This is a genomic window from Tardiphaga sp. 42S5, assembly GCF_034044155.1.
Taxonomy (GTDB): domain Bacteria; phylum Pseudomonadota; class Alphaproteobacteria; order Rhizobiales; family Xanthobacteraceae; genus Tardiphaga; species Tardiphaga robiniae.
The window spans coordinates 4210326-4225745 of record NZ_CP139027.1 but is presented as its reverse complement, the minus strand read 5'-3'; the positions used below and the strand labels follow the sequence as shown (position 1 = coordinate 4225745).

8 protein-coding genes are annotated in these 15420 nt (G+C 62.4%); 5 read left to right on the top strand and 3 right to left on the bottom strand.

All coding sequences use genetic code 11. The features are described 5' to 3' along the window. Positions 1-11: 11 nt before the first annotated feature. The gene (locus tag SFY93_RS19645) at positions 12-2291 is read right to left on the bottom strand and encodes a TonB-dependent receptor (protein ID WP_320444271.1); all 2280 of its coding nucleotides are present in this window, start codon (positions 2289-2291) and stop codon (positions 12-14) included. Between the two features lie 230 nt (positions 2292-2521). Further along, complete coding sequence (locus SFY93_RS19640; RefSeq protein WP_320444270.1) at positions 2522-3937, bottom strand: M48 family metalloprotease; 1416 nt, start codon at positions 3935-3937, stop codon at positions 2522-2524. Between the two features lie 111 nt (positions 3938-4048). Here SFY93_RS19640 and SFY93_RS19635 point away from each other — a divergent pair, with 111 nt between their 5' ends. The 3 genes from SFY93_RS19635 to SFY93_RS19625 all read left to right on the top strand — a co-directional run bounded on the left by SFY93_RS19635 (position 4049) and on the right by SFY93_RS19625 (position 7336). After that, on the top strand, positions 4049-5251 hold the full coding sequence (locus tag SFY93_RS19635; protein ID WP_320444269.1) for a pyridoxal phosphate-dependent aminotransferase: 1203 nt from the start codon (positions 4049-4051) through the stop codon (positions 5249-5251). A gap of 11 nt (positions 5252-5262) precedes the next feature. After that, entirely contained in the window at positions 5263-5877 is a 615-nt protein-coding gene (locus tag SFY93_RS19630) for a biotin transporter BioY (protein WP_414716933.1), read from the top strand. A gap of 118 nt (positions 5878-5995) precedes the next feature. After that, the gene (locus tag SFY93_RS19625; protein ID WP_120289380.1) at positions 5996-7336 is read left to right on the top strand and encodes a dicarboxylate/amino acid:cation symporter; all 1341 of its coding nucleotides are present in this window, start codon (positions 5996-5998) and stop codon (positions 7334-7336) included. Positions 7337-7411: 75 nt separating this feature from the next. Here SFY93_RS19625 and SFY93_RS19620 read toward each other — a convergent pair whose 3' ends face one another. Next, on the bottom strand, positions 7412-10594 hold the full coding sequence (locus tag SFY93_RS19620) for an Rne/Rng family ribonuclease (protein ID WP_320444268.1): 3183 nt from the start codon (positions 10592-10594) through the stop codon (positions 7412-7414). Positions 10595-11293: 699 nt separating this feature from the next. Here SFY93_RS19620 and SFY93_RS19615 point away from each other — a divergent pair. Together SFY93_RS19615 and SFY93_RS19610 are read left to right on the top strand one after the other, a co-directional pair. After that, positions 11294-12592 (top strand): N-acetylmuramoyl-L-alanine amidase, encoded by a 1299-nt coding sequence (locus SFY93_RS19615; RefSeq protein ID WP_320444267.1) that lies wholly within the window; start codon positions 11294-11296, stop codon positions 12590-12592. Between the two features lie 245 nt (positions 12593-12837). Next, entirely contained in the window at positions 12838-15330 is a 2493-nt protein-coding gene (locus SFY93_RS19610; protein WP_320444266.1) for a penicillin-binding protein 1A, read from the top strand. Positions 15331-15420 lie beyond the last annotated feature (90 nt).

The following is a 15420-nucleotide window of genomic DNA, read 5'->3' as shown; positions in this document are numbered from 1 at the left end:
CAGTTGCTGCACTAGAAACGGAACGTGGTCGAGGCAAGGTAGGTGCGCGGCGCGCCGAGATAGATCTGCCTGTCCGCCGAGCTGGTCATCCAGAAAGCGTTGTTGGCGACATTCTCCACCGCAAATCGCAGTGTAATCGGCTTGCCGTTCCAGGGCGATGCGAATGTGTAGCGTGCGCCGAGATCGAACCGCGTCCAATTTGGAATCAGGAAGCGGTTAGCGGCATCCGCATAGGCATCGCCGAAATGGATGGCGCGTCCTGTCAGCGTCAGGCCGTTGACGAAAGGCGTGTCCCATTCGGTGCCGAGACTGACCTGCACATCGGGAATGCCGACCGCGCGCTTGCCATCATTGGTGCCATTCTGGGTCTTCACCTGACGGGCGTCCATGAAGGAGGCGCCGCCGAGTAGGCGCCAGCCGGGCGTAAGTTCGCCAAACGTGTTGATCTCGACGCCGCGATTGCGGTTTTCGCCGTCAATCGAATAGATCGGCAGCGGCGTATTAGGAATCGTGATCTGCGCCGGCTGCGAGATATCATAGGCCGCAACCGTGGTAGTGAAGCGGCCCCAATCGACCTTCACGCCCATTTCATGTTGCACAGACTTATAAGGCGGGAACACTTGTCCGCTGTTCTGGAAGGTCGGGTCCACGATCGATCCCATCTGCAGGCCTTCGATATAGTTTGCGTACACCGACACATTCTCCAGCGGCTTGATGACCAGCGTATAGGCCGGCGACCACGCGCCGGAACTGTAGCTCGATGTGCTTGCGCCGGTGATCGCGTTGAAGGCTTCGGACGCGGCTTCCTGCCGGCGGATGCCCATGGTGAACTGGATGCGCTTGTTCAGCACTGACATGGTGTCGGCGATGCCGTAGCTGTTCAGCGAGCTGGTATTGGCCTTGACGACCTCCTGCAGCGGGATCGCTTGGAAGGGTGACGGCTGCGGGTTGTAGATGTTTGACGTGACCGGCGTGCCATTGGTGCGCGAGCCGTCGATCTGGTTGCTCCACAGCGTGGTGTTGAAATTGATCTCGTGATGCACCGGCCCGGTATCCACGTTGGCGCGGAAGCCGGCCTGTTCGGTATGGTTATGGCGGTCCTGCCGGTTGATGAACGGCGACGCCGTGGTGTCGCCCCGGGCATTAATAATGGTCGGATTGGAGATGACCGGCGTGATGGCATTGTCGAAGAAGCCGCCGCCGCCATAGATCGTCAGCCAGTCGGTGAGATCCACTTCAGCCTGGAACAGCGCCGCAGTGTTCGCGCCCTTGATGCCGGTCCAGGCCGGATTCCAGAAATTGGTTGGCGAGGGCGCGGCCGGCACGCCGGGGAGCGATGTCGCGAGCGTGTTGCGCGCGCCGAGGCCGCTGCCGCTGAACTCGTTGTAGAGAATGTCGGCGGAGACGCGCACGCGCTCGCCGCGATAATCCAGCGCCAGCGCGTAGGACTCATCGCGCAGGCTCTGATTGTCCCCCTCGGTCTTGCCGTCGCGATAGCTGCCGTTGTAGCGAATGCCGTATTCCTTGTGCTCGCCATAGCGCTGGCCGACATCGAGATGCACGCCGCCCTGGCCGCGCGAGGCGAAGGAGGTGGTGAGTTCGGCGATCGGCTCGTTGCGCGCGCGCTTCATCACGAGGTTGATGGCGCCGCTGACGGAGTCGTCCGGCGACTGGCCGTTGAGCAGGCCGTTGAGGCCCTTGATGACCTCGACGCGTTCGACGGCATCGAGGACGTTGAAGTTGTTGTTGCCGATCAGGCCGAAATAGCCGTTGAAGCCGACGCTGGAATTGCCGAGCAGAAAGCCGCGGATCACCGGCTGCTCGCGGCCGATATTGCGCGGCAGCGCAGAGCCTACGGAGGGATCGTTCAGCAGAACGTCAGCCAGCGTGCGCGCCTGCGTGTTCTCGACGAATTCCCGTGTGTAGTTGGTCTGGTTAAACGGCGTATCCAGCACGCCGCGATTGCCGAGCAGGCCGAGCTGACCGCCGCTCGCCACCTGACCGCCGGCATAAGAGGGCGTGAGTGCACCGACAGTGCCGCGTCGAGGCACGATATAAGGCACGGGCGCAGCCGGCTGCAGCGCTGTTGCGGCACGGCGGGGCGCAGCACGATTGGCAGCTGCACGGCGCGATGGCGTGACGCGGCGCGTGCTTTGACGCGACGGAGAATCAACCGTGACGGCCGGGAGCACGGTGGACTGGGCAAGAGCCGGGCTCGCCAGATCAATCGACAATGCGAGATAACTCACCGCGCCGAGGCAGACGGTCCGAGCCAGATTATTCACGTTCACGTTCAGGCACCCCAAGTCATCGCCAGCTTCTGCGGCGTTTCCAGAGTGCGGTCTAACGTATTGGAACTCCCGTCATAGAAGGTGGAACGTAGAAGCGGTCTAAACCTTCGATTGGGTTTCCGTTTGTTGCTGCCATGACACGCCGAAACCCGCGTCGGTTGCAGGAAGTCGCGTGGTTTGATGTGTTCTTTGAACCTCTAAAAAGTCGCAGCGCCAATCGTCGCACCGACTCAGTTCTTCCCCGGCATCTTCGCAGCAATGATGTCGTCGGCCTTCACCCACCCGGGCGTGCCCACCGCGAAGCGGGCCTTGGCACGTGACGCCAGATCGCGGGCGGTCTTGTTGTCGCCGCGCAGGAAGGCGGCCTGGGCCGAGGCCAGGTCGGCCTCTGCGAGTTCGCCCTTGCGGCCATAGGCCATTGCGAGCTGCATATAGCCGGCGGGTGCTTCGCTCTCGCGCGCCACAGCAGTGCGCAGGATGCGGATCGCCTCGTCGGTATAGGCCTTGTTGTCCGAGGCGACGAGCGCCTGGCCGAGCATCATCTCGATCAGTGGCGCGTTGTTGGAGAGCTGCACCGCACGGCGCAGCGGCGCGATCGCCTCATTGGGCTTGCCGCCTTCCAGCAGCGCCTGGCCGCGCAGCTCGTAGAAATACGGATTGTTCGGTTGCGCCTTGATCAGCGTATCGATCTGCTCGACGGCCACGCGCAGATCGCCATGGCGATAGGTGGCGATGGCGCGGGCATATTGCGCGGGCAGGCTGGTGTCGGACGGCGGATAGCGTCGCAATACCGTGTCGCGCTGCTCCATGAAGCCGGCGGTCTTGGCGCGCATCAGCTCGTGGCGCAGCATCAGCGCCGGATCGTCCTTCTTGTCCCAATAGGGACTCGACTTCGCAAGCTCCTCGAGGGCGGCAACGCGCTCTCGGGGCATCGGATGCGACATCATATACGGGTCGCTTCCGCGCGCTGCGAACAGGCTGTCGGTGCCGAAGCGCTGGAACGTCTCGTACATGCCTTTGGACGACTGGCCGGTCTGGTTCAGGAATTTGACACCGGCGCGGTCGGCATTCTCTTCCTGCTGCCGCTGATAGGACAGCATCGTATTCATCATCATCGCTTGCGGCGCGGCGACCGCTGCGGCGCCGATATTGCCGGCAGCACCATTGGAGTTGCCGCCGCGCGCTCCGGCCGCCATTGCGCCGACGCCGAGCAGCATCGCCACGATCATCTGGGTCTGCGCCTGTGCCATGCGCTCGCGCAGCTTCGACAGATGGCCGCCGGCGAGATGGCCGGTCTCGTGGGCGAGCACGCCGATCAGCTGGTTCGGCGTCTGTGACTGCATCAGCGCTCCGTGATTGACGAAGATGCGGCGACCGTCAGCGACAAAGGCATTGAAGCTGGCGTTGTTGATGATGACGACCTGGATGTTTTGCTTTTCGAGGCCTGCGGCGCGCAGGATCGGGCGCGTATAGTCACGTAGCAACTGTTCGATCTCGGCGTCGCGCAGCAGGCGCGGGGCATCGCCTTGCTGCGCATGGGCCGCCATTGGCGTCAGCGTCAATGCCGCCGCGGTCAGCAGCGTGGTCAGCTTCGAGAACAATCGAGATGCAGCCCTTTTAGGCTGCAGCTGCAGGTCTTTCATCATTGGCCGAGGTTCGGATTCGATATAAGCCCTAACAAGTCAAATATTGCGGCGGGAGCGCGGCGTTGCTCCCATGCCGTAACGTGCATAACGCCGCGCAGATAGCAGATTTCCATGCCAGATACGATCCTCAAAACCCGGGCACACAGCCTTCTTGCGGCCTCCGGCCGCAGCAACGTTCCCCCGTTCATGGTGATGGATGTGATGGCCGCCGCGGCGCGGATCGAGGGCGCTGGCGGGCACGTGATTCACATGGAAGTCGGGCAGCCGGCTGCGCCCGCGCCCAAGGTGGCCATTGAGGCCGCGCAAGCCGCACTGGCGCACGGGCGGATTGAATATACCGCTGCGCTTGGCACCCCCTCGCTGCGCGCGCGGATCTCCAAGCATTATCGCGACGTCTATGGCTGTACGGTCGATCCGGAGCAGATCGTGGTGACCACCGGCTCCTCCGGCGCGTTCATCCTGTCCTTCCTGGCCCTGTTCGAGCCCGGCGACCGCGTCGCCGTCACCGTGCCCGGCTATCCGCCGTATCGGCATATTCTGACTGCGCTGGGCTGCGAGCCGGTGCTGATCGAAACCCATGCCGACAAGCGGCACGCTCTGACTGCCGAGGATCTGCTCGCCGCGCATCGCGAGAAGCCGCTGAAGGGTGTGCTGGTCGCTAGTCCGGCCAATCCCACGGGCACCATGATGTCACGCGAAGCGCTCACCAGCCTGATCCACGCGGCCGATGATGCGGGCATTCGCTTCATTTCCGACGAGATTTATCACGGTCTCGATTATGCCTTCCCGGCAGTGACCGCGGCGGAGCTGTCGCCGAACGCGCTCGTCATCAACTCGTTCTCAAAATATTTCTGCATGACCGGCTGGCGCGTCGGTTGGATGGTCGTCCCAAAACCGCTGGTGCGGTCTATGGAACGGCTGCAGCAGAACCTGTCGATCTCGGTGCCGACGCTGTCGCAGATTGCGGCAGAAGCTGCGTTCGACGGTCATGCACAGATGGAAGACATCAAGCATGGCTATCAGGAGAACCGCCGCATCCTGACCGCAGGATTGCCGCAAGCGGGTCTCACGGACTTCCTGCCGGCCGACGGCGCCTTCTATCTCTATGCAGACGTATCGAAATTCACGTCGGACAGCTTCGATTTCGCCAAGCAGATGCTGGAACAGGCACATGTGGCCGCAACGCCCGGCAGCGACTTCGATCCGATCCACGGCAAGTCCTATATTCGTTTCTCCTATGCGAGCTCGACCGAAGACATGCATGAGGCGGTCGCACGGATCAGCAAATGGCTCGGGCAGGGCGGCCCGAAGTGAGGGAGCAGATTTTGCCGGCTGATTCATCCTTCTCGAATGCACGCCACGTCTCGATCGCCGACGTGTGGTGGCCGGCCCGCCGCAAAGGCTTCGCCGTCGTACGGCGTGCCATAGTGCTGGCGGCGTTTGGAGTCGCGTTGTTGGCGGTTTCGGCGAAGATCAATCTGCCACTGCCATATGTGCCGATGACCCTGCAGACGCTGGTCGTTTTGATGATCGGCGCCGTCTATGGCTGGCGCCTCGGCACGTTGACGATCATCGCCTATCTCGCCGTCGGCGCATTGGGATTGCCGGTGTTCGCCGGGCCCGTTGGCGGTCTCAAACCGCTCACGGGGGCCACGGCCGGCTTCCTGTCGGGCTTTGTCGTTGCTGCGTTCATCACGGGCTGGTTCAGCGAACGCGGATGGGATCGCTCGATGGTCCGCCTGTTCGTTGTCATGGCCATCGGCCACATCGTGATCATGGCCATGGGCTTTGCGTGGCTGGCTTACGGTATGAAGCTCGGCGCCGAGAAGGCCTGGTTGGTCGGCGTGATGCCGTTCCTGGCGGGGGCATTAGTGAAGAACACATTGGGCGCGATCCTGGTACCCGTCCTGCGCGGAATGGTTGATCGCCGGTATCGCTGAACGCTCGGCGCGATATTTGTTCGTTAATCGCCCAAGTAATTCCGCGTGGCGGCTTGCAAGAGGCCGCCCATGTGACTAATGACCGCGGCAGTAAAAATGCTCAGGGAGTTGAAGCGGAATGTCTGCGGTAACGGCAACGGCGGGTCCGGGAGCGGCCGCTCCGGTCAAAAAGCCCTGGTACAAGGTTCTCTATATTCAGGTGCTGATCGCCATCGTGATCGGTGTGCTGGTCGGGTGGCTGGAGCCTCAGTTCGCCACCAATGAATGGATCAAGGCGCTCGGCGACGGCTTCATCAAGCTGATCAAGATGGTGATCGCGCCGATCATCTTCTGTACCGTGGTGTCTGGCATTGCCCATATCCAGGACGCCAAGAAGGTCGGCCGCGTCGGCATCAAGGCGCTGGTCTATTTCGAGATCGTCTCAACCTTTGCGCTGATCCTTGGTCTTGTGATGGGCAACCTGTTCCAGGTCGGCCATGGCTTGGTGACCAAGACCGAAGGCAGCGCGGGCGCTGTCGCCAATTACGTCAAACAGGCTGAAGCGACGAAGTCGGTCGATTTCGTGCTCAACATCATCCCCGACAGCGTCGTCGGCGCTTTTGCCAAGGGCGACATCTTGCAGGTGCTGTTGTTCGCGATCCTGTTCGGTTTCGCGCTGATGGCGCTGGGCGAGCGTGGCCACAGGTTACGCGACATGATTGATGAGACGTCGCATGCCGTGTTCGGCGTGATCGCCATCGTCATGAAGGCGGCCCCTCTCGGCGCATTCGGCGCGATGGCCTACACCATTGGCAAGTTCGGCCCGGCGGCGCTCACCAACCTGTTGAGCCTGATCGTGCTGTTCTACGCGACTGCAGCACTGTTCGTGGTGGTCGTGCTCGGCATCATTGCCCGCATCGTCGGCTTCAACATCTTCAAGTTCATCGTCTACATCAAGGATGAGCTTTTGATCGTGCTCGGCACTTCTTCGTCGGAAAGCGCGTTGCCGCAGCTGATGGAGAAGCTGCAGCGTCTGGGCTGTTCGAAGTCGGTCGTCGGCCTTGTGGTGCCGACCGGCTATTCGTTCAACCTCGACGGCACCAACATCTACATGACCCTGGCGACGCTCTTCATCGCCCAGGCGCTCGGTGTGGATCTGTCGTTCGGCCAGCAGGTGACTATCCTGATCGTGGCGATGCTGACCTCCAAGGGCGCTTCGGGCGTCACCGGCGCCGGCTTCATCACGCTGGCAGCCACGCTGTCGGTGGTTGATCCGCGTCTGGTGCCCGGCATGGCGATCGTGTTCTCGATCGACAAATTCATGAGCGAGGTGCGCGCGCTTACCAACATCACGGGCAACGGCATTGCTACGGTGTTCGTGTCGTGGTGGGAAGGCGAGCTTGATCACGACACGATGCACGCCAATCTCAACAAGACCATCGATCCATCGGATGTCGAAACGGCAATCACCACGGACTGATCCGCAGTAGATCGCAGCACTAAAAAAGCCGCCCGGTTTTGCCGGGCGGCTTTTCGTTGTTGCGTTGGAAGGCGCTTAGTCGCTGCCGAGGACGCGTGACCACCAGCCGGCTTTGCGCGGCTGGGCTTCGACCGCAGGGGCCGGTGCAGCGGCTGGAGCAGGTGCCGGCTCCGGGGCTGTAGCGACAGGCGCTGCCGCGGGCTGTGGCTCCGGAGACGTCGAACCGAAGTTGACCTTCTCGCGCACCGTCGAGCGACGACGTGCTGCAGCCTTGTCATCTTCCTGCGGTGCCGCGGCTTCCTGCACGGGGGGAGGTGCTGCGACAGGAGCAGGGGCAGCCGGCGCCGGCTCAGGCGCTGCCGGAGCGAACATCGGCACGGCGTTGTGACGGCTCTGTTCGGCCTCTGGCTGTGGTGCGGCATAGGACGTCACGGTGTCCGAAGCTGCGTACTGGTGCGGCTGTGCGTCGTGGCGCGTGTCCTGACCTTCGAGATCGGCCACGGCATCGCTGGCTTCCGAGGTCTGCGTCGGTCCGAGTTCATCGGAGATCGATCCGGCCAGACCTTCGTCGTTACCACCACGCCGGCGGCGTCCGCCGCGACGGCCACGGCGACGCGGGCGACGCTCGCCATCGGCCGGCTGATCGGCACGGGCCTCACGAGGCTGATCGTCGGCCTCGTCGTCTTCACCTTCGCTGTCGTCGCCAACGGTTTCGACGTTACCTTCGACCGTGCCTTCAGCGGCGTTCTGGAGATCGCCGCCCTCGCGACCGGGAGCGCCGCCTTCGCGGGTTTCACCGGAGCGACCACGACGGCGCCGACGGCGCTTGCGCTTGCGCCCATCGCTGTCTGCATCGCCGGTGGCGCTTTCACCCGAGGTCTCGTCGTCGGTGAGACCTTCGGTCTCCTCGGTTTCGATTTCGGCTTCCGTCTCGAACAGATCTTCGTCGTCGAACGGTTCTTCTTCCAGCGGCGGCGGGAAGGCTGCGACCTGCGCCGCGAGAAGTGCCTTGGCGGCTTCCAGCGTGTGGACCTGTTCGCCGCGGTCGATCACGAAGGACTGCTGACCGCTGACATTCGGATCGGCGATGACGGCGAGCGTCACCTTGAAGCTGTTTTCGAGATCGCGCAGATGGCCACGCTTGTGGTTCAGCACATAGAGCGCGACATCGGTGCGGGTGCGCACGATCAGGTTATGCGTGGCGCCCTTCATCAGGATTTCTTCGAGGCCGCGCAGCAACTGTAGGGCCACCGACGACACCGAACGAACGTGACCGCTGCCGCCGCAATGCGGGCAGATATCCGTGGAGCTTTCCAGCACGCTGGCGCGGATGCGCTGGCGCGACATTTCGAGCAGGCCGAAATGCGAGATGCGGCCGACCTGAATGCGCGCGCGATCCTGGCGCAGGCAGTCGCTCATCTTGCGTTCGACAGCGCGGTTGTTGCGCTTCTCATCCATGTCGATGAAGTCAATTACGATCAGACCGGCGAGATCGCGCAGGCGGAGCTGACGCGCCACTTCCTCGGCGGCTTCGAGATTGGTCTTCAGCGCGGTGTCTTCGATGTGGTGTTCGCGGGTCGAACGGCCCGAGTTCACGTCGATCGAAACCAGGGCTTCGGTCTGGTTGATGACGATATAGCCACCCGAGCGGAGCTGCACGGTCGGCGAGAACATCGCGTCCAATTGGCTCTCGACGCCCATGCGCGAGAATAGCGGCTGGCCGTCGCGATATTGTTTCACCGCGCGCACATTGCTCGGCATCAACATGTGCATGAAGTCGCGCGCTTCCTGATAGCCGGCTTCGCCCGCGACCTGAATTTCGTCGATTTCCTTGTTGTAGAGGTCGCGCAGCGATCGCTTGATCAGCGAGCCTTCCTCATAGACGAGGGTCGGGGCCTGCGACTTCAGCGTCATGTCACGGACGGTTTCCCACATCCGGATCAGGTATTCGAAGTCACGCTTGATTTCCGGCTTGGTGCGCGAGGCACCTGCGGTGCGCAGGATGATCCCCATGCCTTCCGGCACGTCGAGGTCCGATACCACTTCCTTGAGACGCGAACGATCCTGCGCCGAGGTGATCTTGCGCGAGATGCCGCCGCCACGAGCAGTGTTCGGCATCAGCACGGCGTAGCGGCCGGCAAGCGACAGGTAGGTGGTCAGCGCAGCGCCCTTGTTGCCGCGCTCTTCCTTGACGACCTGCACCAGCATGACCTGGCGGCGCTTGATGACTTCCTGGATCTTGTACTGGCGACGCGGACGGAAGGCGCGCTCCGGGACTTCCTCGAGAACGTCGTCACCGCCGACGGATTCGACCTGATCCTCTTCGGCTTCTTCCTCGCCGTCGTCTTCGTCTTCCTCGTCGTCGTGTTCGTCGCTGTCAGCGGCAGCGGTGTGCTCACCCTCGGCACGCTCTTCGTGGTGAACGTCCTCGGCATGCGCCGCGTTCTCTTCGGCGTGAGCGGCCTGAATCTGTTCGTCATGCGCGTGATCATCATGCGCTTCGGCGGCGACTGGCGCCGGCGTCTCCGCAACGGCTTCGACCGGAGCAGGCGAGAAGCCTGCCGAAACAGGCTGTTCGGTCACAGGCTCGGATGCAACGACCTCTGACACGACGACCTCGGGAGCCACAGCTTCGGCAGCGACGCTCTCGGACGCGACCGGTGCGGCGGCATGATCGTGATGATCATGGTCGTGCGCATGATCGCCTTCGGCGTGCTCATGCGCGTGGGTGTGCTCGTGACCGTCATGGTCATGATGGTCGTGATCGGCAGCGTGGTGCCCGTCATCATGGGTATGGCTGTGGACCTCGAAGGCCGGATCGCGCGGCTGTTCGGCCTGCGACGGATCGATCGCTGTCGTATCGACGACATCGCTCTGCACCCGCTCGCCACGGTCGCGGCGACGGGAGTTGCGATGACGCGAGCGCTTACGGTTGGAGCGGTTTTCGGTCTCTTCCTCAGCTTCGCGATGGGCCCGTTCATCCGCCTCGATCAGCGCCTGACGGTCGGCGACCGGGATCTGATAATAGTCCGGATGGATTTCGCTGAAAGCGAGAAAGCCGTGGCGGTTGCCACCGTATTCGATGAAGGCGGCCTGCAGCGACGGTTCGACGCGCGTGACCTTGGCGAGATAGATATTGCCGCGGAGCTGCTTGCGCTGCGCAGTCTCGAAATCAAACTCTTCGACGCGATTGCCGCGAACCACGACGACCCGGGTCTCTTCCGGGTGGGTCGCATCGATCAACATTTTGTTTGGCATTTGGAAGCTCATGGAGGCGGACGGCGTGCGTGGCGGCAAGCGCGTATCGCGCAGCCGGGTGACGCAACGGTCCACCTGATTCGGGGGTGAGGGGAAGGCCGAAACACAGCCCTGAACGCCGTGCCGATCGCGAGGTCAGTGCGGGGCGACGCGCGAGGCTTGGGCCTCGCATCGGCATAGTTCCCACCTGGGTCTCGGTCGGCATCACAGTCTGGCGCATCAAGCGTCGGCCCGTCTGAACATCTTGGCGGCAAAGGCGCCGCCTTTTGCTGACGTCCGGCGCGCCGCAGAACGCGGTCACCGGCTGTCGCATACTCCGCCCGTAAGGCCGGAATAATCGGTCATGAAGTGTCTAAAGCCGCCCCGGGAGCGAGAAAGGACCTGGGACCGGACACCGCCTGGGCTAAGACCGCCTCTCTGGGCAACCGCGCGCTGCGCTGGTTGTAGAGAGGAGGCCGGAAAACGCTGGATCCACCGATAGATGGTCGGGAGAACGAGCGTTGCACCGGGAGGCTGAACGCGACACAACCGGGAGTTAAACCGTCAGCTCTTCGTACATACGAGGAATGGGGGTCGCATGCAAGGGAAGCGTCACAAGGCTGCAACACTCAGGCTTATTCGATATGGCCGACTTAAGCTCCGGTTAACCCTGCAATCCTATTGGGTTAATGAGGGGCTGCTTCGGAGGCAGTGGATTCGTTGACGAGCCGCGCAAACCACATCGTCAGGCTGGCCACGGTGCTCTTCAGTGCCGGTTTTGGGCTGTTTTGGTGCCCGAACTCCGCCCAGGCCGCCGGCGAGACGCCACGCGCGGAATTAGAGGGTATATTCCCGATCGCCTCCGACGTGCGCATCGCCGGTGACGAGAAACAGACCCGTTTCATTCTCGATCTCGACCGGAAGATCCCGCTGCGTGCCTTTGCGCTTGCTGACCCATATCGGGTGGTCATCGATCTTCCCCAGATCAATTTCCATCTCGATCCCGGCGCCGGGACGGTCTCCCGCGGCCTGATCAAGGCGTTCCGCTACGGTTTGGTAATGCCGGGCGGGTCGCGCATGGTGTTTGACCTGACCGGACCAGCCAAGATCAAGAATTCCTACGCGCTCGATCCCGCTAACGGGCAGCCGGCGCGGATGGTGATCGAACTCGAATCGGTCGATCGCACCACATTCGTACAGGCGCTGGCGGTTGAGAATCGCCCGGATCTGCGACCGGCCGTCGGAACGACTGCTGCGGCGTCTCCGGTTGCCACCAAGGTGGTCGCCAGCGCCGTGCCCGATGCCGCGCCGGACGCCCGTCCAGTCATCGTGATCGATCCCGGTCATGGCGGCATCGATAACGGCACCCAGGCCGGCGGCGAGAGCGAGAAGGGGATCGTGCTGGGTTTCGGTCTGGCCCTGCGTGATCGTCTGGAGAAGCTCGGCAAATACCGCATCGTCATGACCCGCGCCGACGATACGTTCATCCCCCTGGATGAACGGGTGAAGGTGGCGCGCAACCAGTCGGCTGCTTTGTTCGTCTCCATCCATGCCGACGCATTGCCGCGCGGCGAGGGCGATGCGCAGGGCGCCACTGTTTACACACTGTCTGACAAGGCCTCGGACGCGGAGGCGGAGCGGCTGGCAGACTCGGAAAACAAGGCGGACGCCATCGCCGGCGTCAATCTGACGGAAGAGCCAACCGACGTTGCCGACATCCTGATCGACTTGGCGCAGCGCGAAACCCGGACCTTCTCGAACCGCTTTGCCCGGCTTGTGGTGGGCGAGATGAAGACCACGGCGCGGATGCACAAGCATCCCCTGAAATCGGCAGGTTTCCGCGTGCTCAAGGCCCCGGACGTCCCCTCGGTGCTGATCGAACTGGGTTACGTGTCTAACAAAGACGATCTCCAGCAACTGATGTCCGAGAACTGGCGCTCCAAGACTGTCGGGGCGGTCGCCAAGGCGATCGACGGGTTCTTCTCCAAGCGGATGGTCTCTGCCGGCCCGGGAAACTGACGACCGGAACTGAAAATGACAAATCTTTCAGTACGAAAGCCCTGGCCTTCAGTATGAAAGCCCTAGTTTGGCCACAGCCGGCGCTCTATAAAAATTTCCGTGCGGCTGTCAGAATCGGTCAAGACCGACGGCCATTTTGGGTTGTCTCCTTGCTGATTTTTGCCGCGGGACTTTTTGCTGACTTCACGCCCATAGGGCTGCCGTATGCTATATTGCGGCACAGCGATTGAAACGGATCGTCGATAATGCGTCTGCTGGTGCGGTTTATGGGTTTCTTGTTCGCCGCAGGAACCGTGGTGTTCCTGGTGGGCGTCGCCGCCGCAGCCGGGCTGATCTGGCATTATTCCAAGGACTTACCCGATTATTCGCAGCTTCAGGATTATGAGCCGCCGGTGATGACGCGCGTCCACGCGGCGGACGGTGCGTTGCTCGGCGAATACTCCAAGGAGCGCCGACTCTATCTGCCGATTCAGGCCGTGCCGAAGCTCGTGATCAACGCGTTCCTCGCGGCCGAAGACAAGAATTTCTACGAGCATGGTGGCCTCGATTATTCGGGCATGGCGCGCGCAATGGTGCTTTACGCGCAGAACCTTGGCTCCAACCGCAGGCCGCAGGGCGCGTCGACGATCACGCAGCAGGTTGCGAAGAACTTCCTTCTGACCAACGAGGTTTCCTTCACCCGCAAGATCAAGGAAGCCTTGCTGGCGATGCGCATCGAGCGCACCTATTCGAAGGACAAGATCCTCGAATTGTATCTCAACGAAATCTATCTCGGCCTCGGTGCCTATGGCATCGCCGCCGCCTCGCTGGTCTATTTCGACAAGTCGGTGAACGAACTGACCGTGTCGGAAGCGGCGTATCTCGCAGCTTTGCCGAAGGCGCCGTCGTCGCTGCATCCGATCAAGAACCGCGACCGTGCCATCGAGCGCCGCAACTATGTGGTTGATCGTCTGCTGGAGAACGGCTGGATCAAGCAGGCCGATGCTGACAAGGCGCGCAAGGAGACGCTGAGCGTCACCGGCCGCAACAGTTCTGGTCACATCTTTGCCGGCGAGTATTTTGCGGAGGAAGTGCGCCGCGACATCCTGGAACGCTACGGCGAAAAGAAGCTCTATGAAGGCGGTCTCTCGGTCCGCACCACACTCGATCCCAAGCTGCAGGTAATGGCGCGCAAGACCATGACCAACGGCCTGATCAATTTCGACGAGGTGCGTGGCTGGCGCGGAGCGACCAACAAGATCGATATTTCCGGTGACTGGGGCGTGAAGCTCGCCGAGGTCAAAGCGCTGTCCGACATCGCGCCGTGGAAGCTCGCGGTCGTGCTGGATGTCAGCGATCAGTCGGCGCGGATCGGCTTTCAGCCGGGCCGTGAACTCGGCGGTGCCGTGCTCAAGGATCGCCAGACCGGCATCCTCACGCTGGATGGCGTGCGCTGGGCCAAACCCGCCGCCGGCCCGACAAAGGGCAAGACACCGACGGCCGTGTCGCAGGTTTTGGCCGCGGGCGACGTGATCTATGTCGATCCGCTCACAAACAAGGACGGTTCGGTCGTCGAAGGCCAGTTCCGGCTGCGGCAGTATCCGGAAGTGTCCGGCGCCATGGTTGCGATGGATCCTTTGACCGGACGTGTGCTCGCTATGGTCGGCGGCTTCTCGTTCGACCAGAGCCAGTTCAACCGTGCCACGCAGGCCTATCGTCAGCCCGGCTCATCCTTCAAGCCGTTGGTCTATTCGGCAGCGATGGATAACGGCTACACGCCATCCACGGTCGTGGTCGACGCGCCGATTGAGATCGATCAGGGGCAGGGCGCCGGTGTCTGGCGTCCGGAAAACTATTCGACCGGCAAGTATTACGGCCCGGTGACGCTGCGTAATGCATTGATGCGCTCGCTGAACACCGTGACAGTGCGACTGGCGCAGGACGTCGGCATGCCGCTGATCGGCGAATATGCCAAGCGGTTCGGCGTCTATGATGAATTGCCGAACTATCTCTCCTATGCGCTCGGCGCCGGTGAAACGACCGTCATGCGGATGGTGACGGCCTACTCGATGTTCGCCAATGGCGGTCGCCGCGTGAAGTCGACGCTGATCGACCGTATTCAGGACCGCTACGGGCATACGATTTTCAAGCATGACCAGCGCGAATGCCGCGGCTGCGACGCGCCGGAGGGTTGGAAGAACCAGGCCGAGCCGCAGCTCGTCGATCGCCGCGAGCAGGTGCTCGACGCCATGACCGCCTACCAGATCACCTCGATGATGGAAGGCGTCGTGCAGGGCGGCACCGCGACCGTGCTCCGCGAAGTCGGCAAGCCGATCGCCGGCAAGACCGGCACCACCAATGACGAGAAGGATGCCTGGTTCATCGGCTTCTCGCCTGACGTCGTCGTCGGTATCTATGTCGGTTACGACAAGCCCCGGAACCTCGGCAACAAGGCCACCGGCGGTGCGCTGGCTGCGCCGATTGCGAAGGACTTCATGAAGCTTGCGCTCGCCGACAAGCCGGCTGTGCCGTTCCGCGTGCCTGCCGGCATCAAGCTCATTCGCGTCGACGCCAAGTCGGGCATGCGCGCCGGACCGGGCGATGGCGGTCGCACCATCCTCGAGGCCTTCAAGCCGGGCACTGCGCCGCCGGACAACTATTCTGTGATCGGTGTCGCCGATGCGGACGGTCGTTCACTCTCGGTGTCGCCGGAAACCGACCGCAGTTTCATGCGACCGGGAACGGGCGGCCTGTATTGAGGCTCATCTGACCCACAGCAGATCCTTGCGGATTGCACTTTGCCGCGCACGCCGCTACATCCCGATCACCATTCGTATTGCGGCTGATGC

Coding starts and splice junctions, on each gene's coding strand:
- SFY93_RS19640 (WP_320444270.1), bottom strand. CDS start 3,937: ATGATGAAAGACCTGCAGCTGCAGCCTAAAAGGGCTGCATCTCGATTG.
- SFY93_RS19635 (WP_320444269.1), top strand. CDS start 4,049: ATGCCAGATACGATCCTCAAAACCCGGGCACACAGCCTTCTTGCGGCC.
- SFY93_RS19610 (WP_320444266.1), top strand. CDS start 12,838: ATGCGTCTGCTGGTGCGGTTTATGGGTTTCTTGTTCGCCGCAGGAACC.
- SFY93_RS19620 (WP_320444268.1), bottom strand. CDS start 10,594: ATGCCAAACAAAATGTTGATCGATGCGACCCACCCGGAAGAGACCCGG.
- SFY93_RS19625 (WP_120289380.1), top strand. CDS start 5,996: ATGTCTGCGGTAACGGCAACGGCGGGTCCGGGAGCGGCCGCTCCGGTC.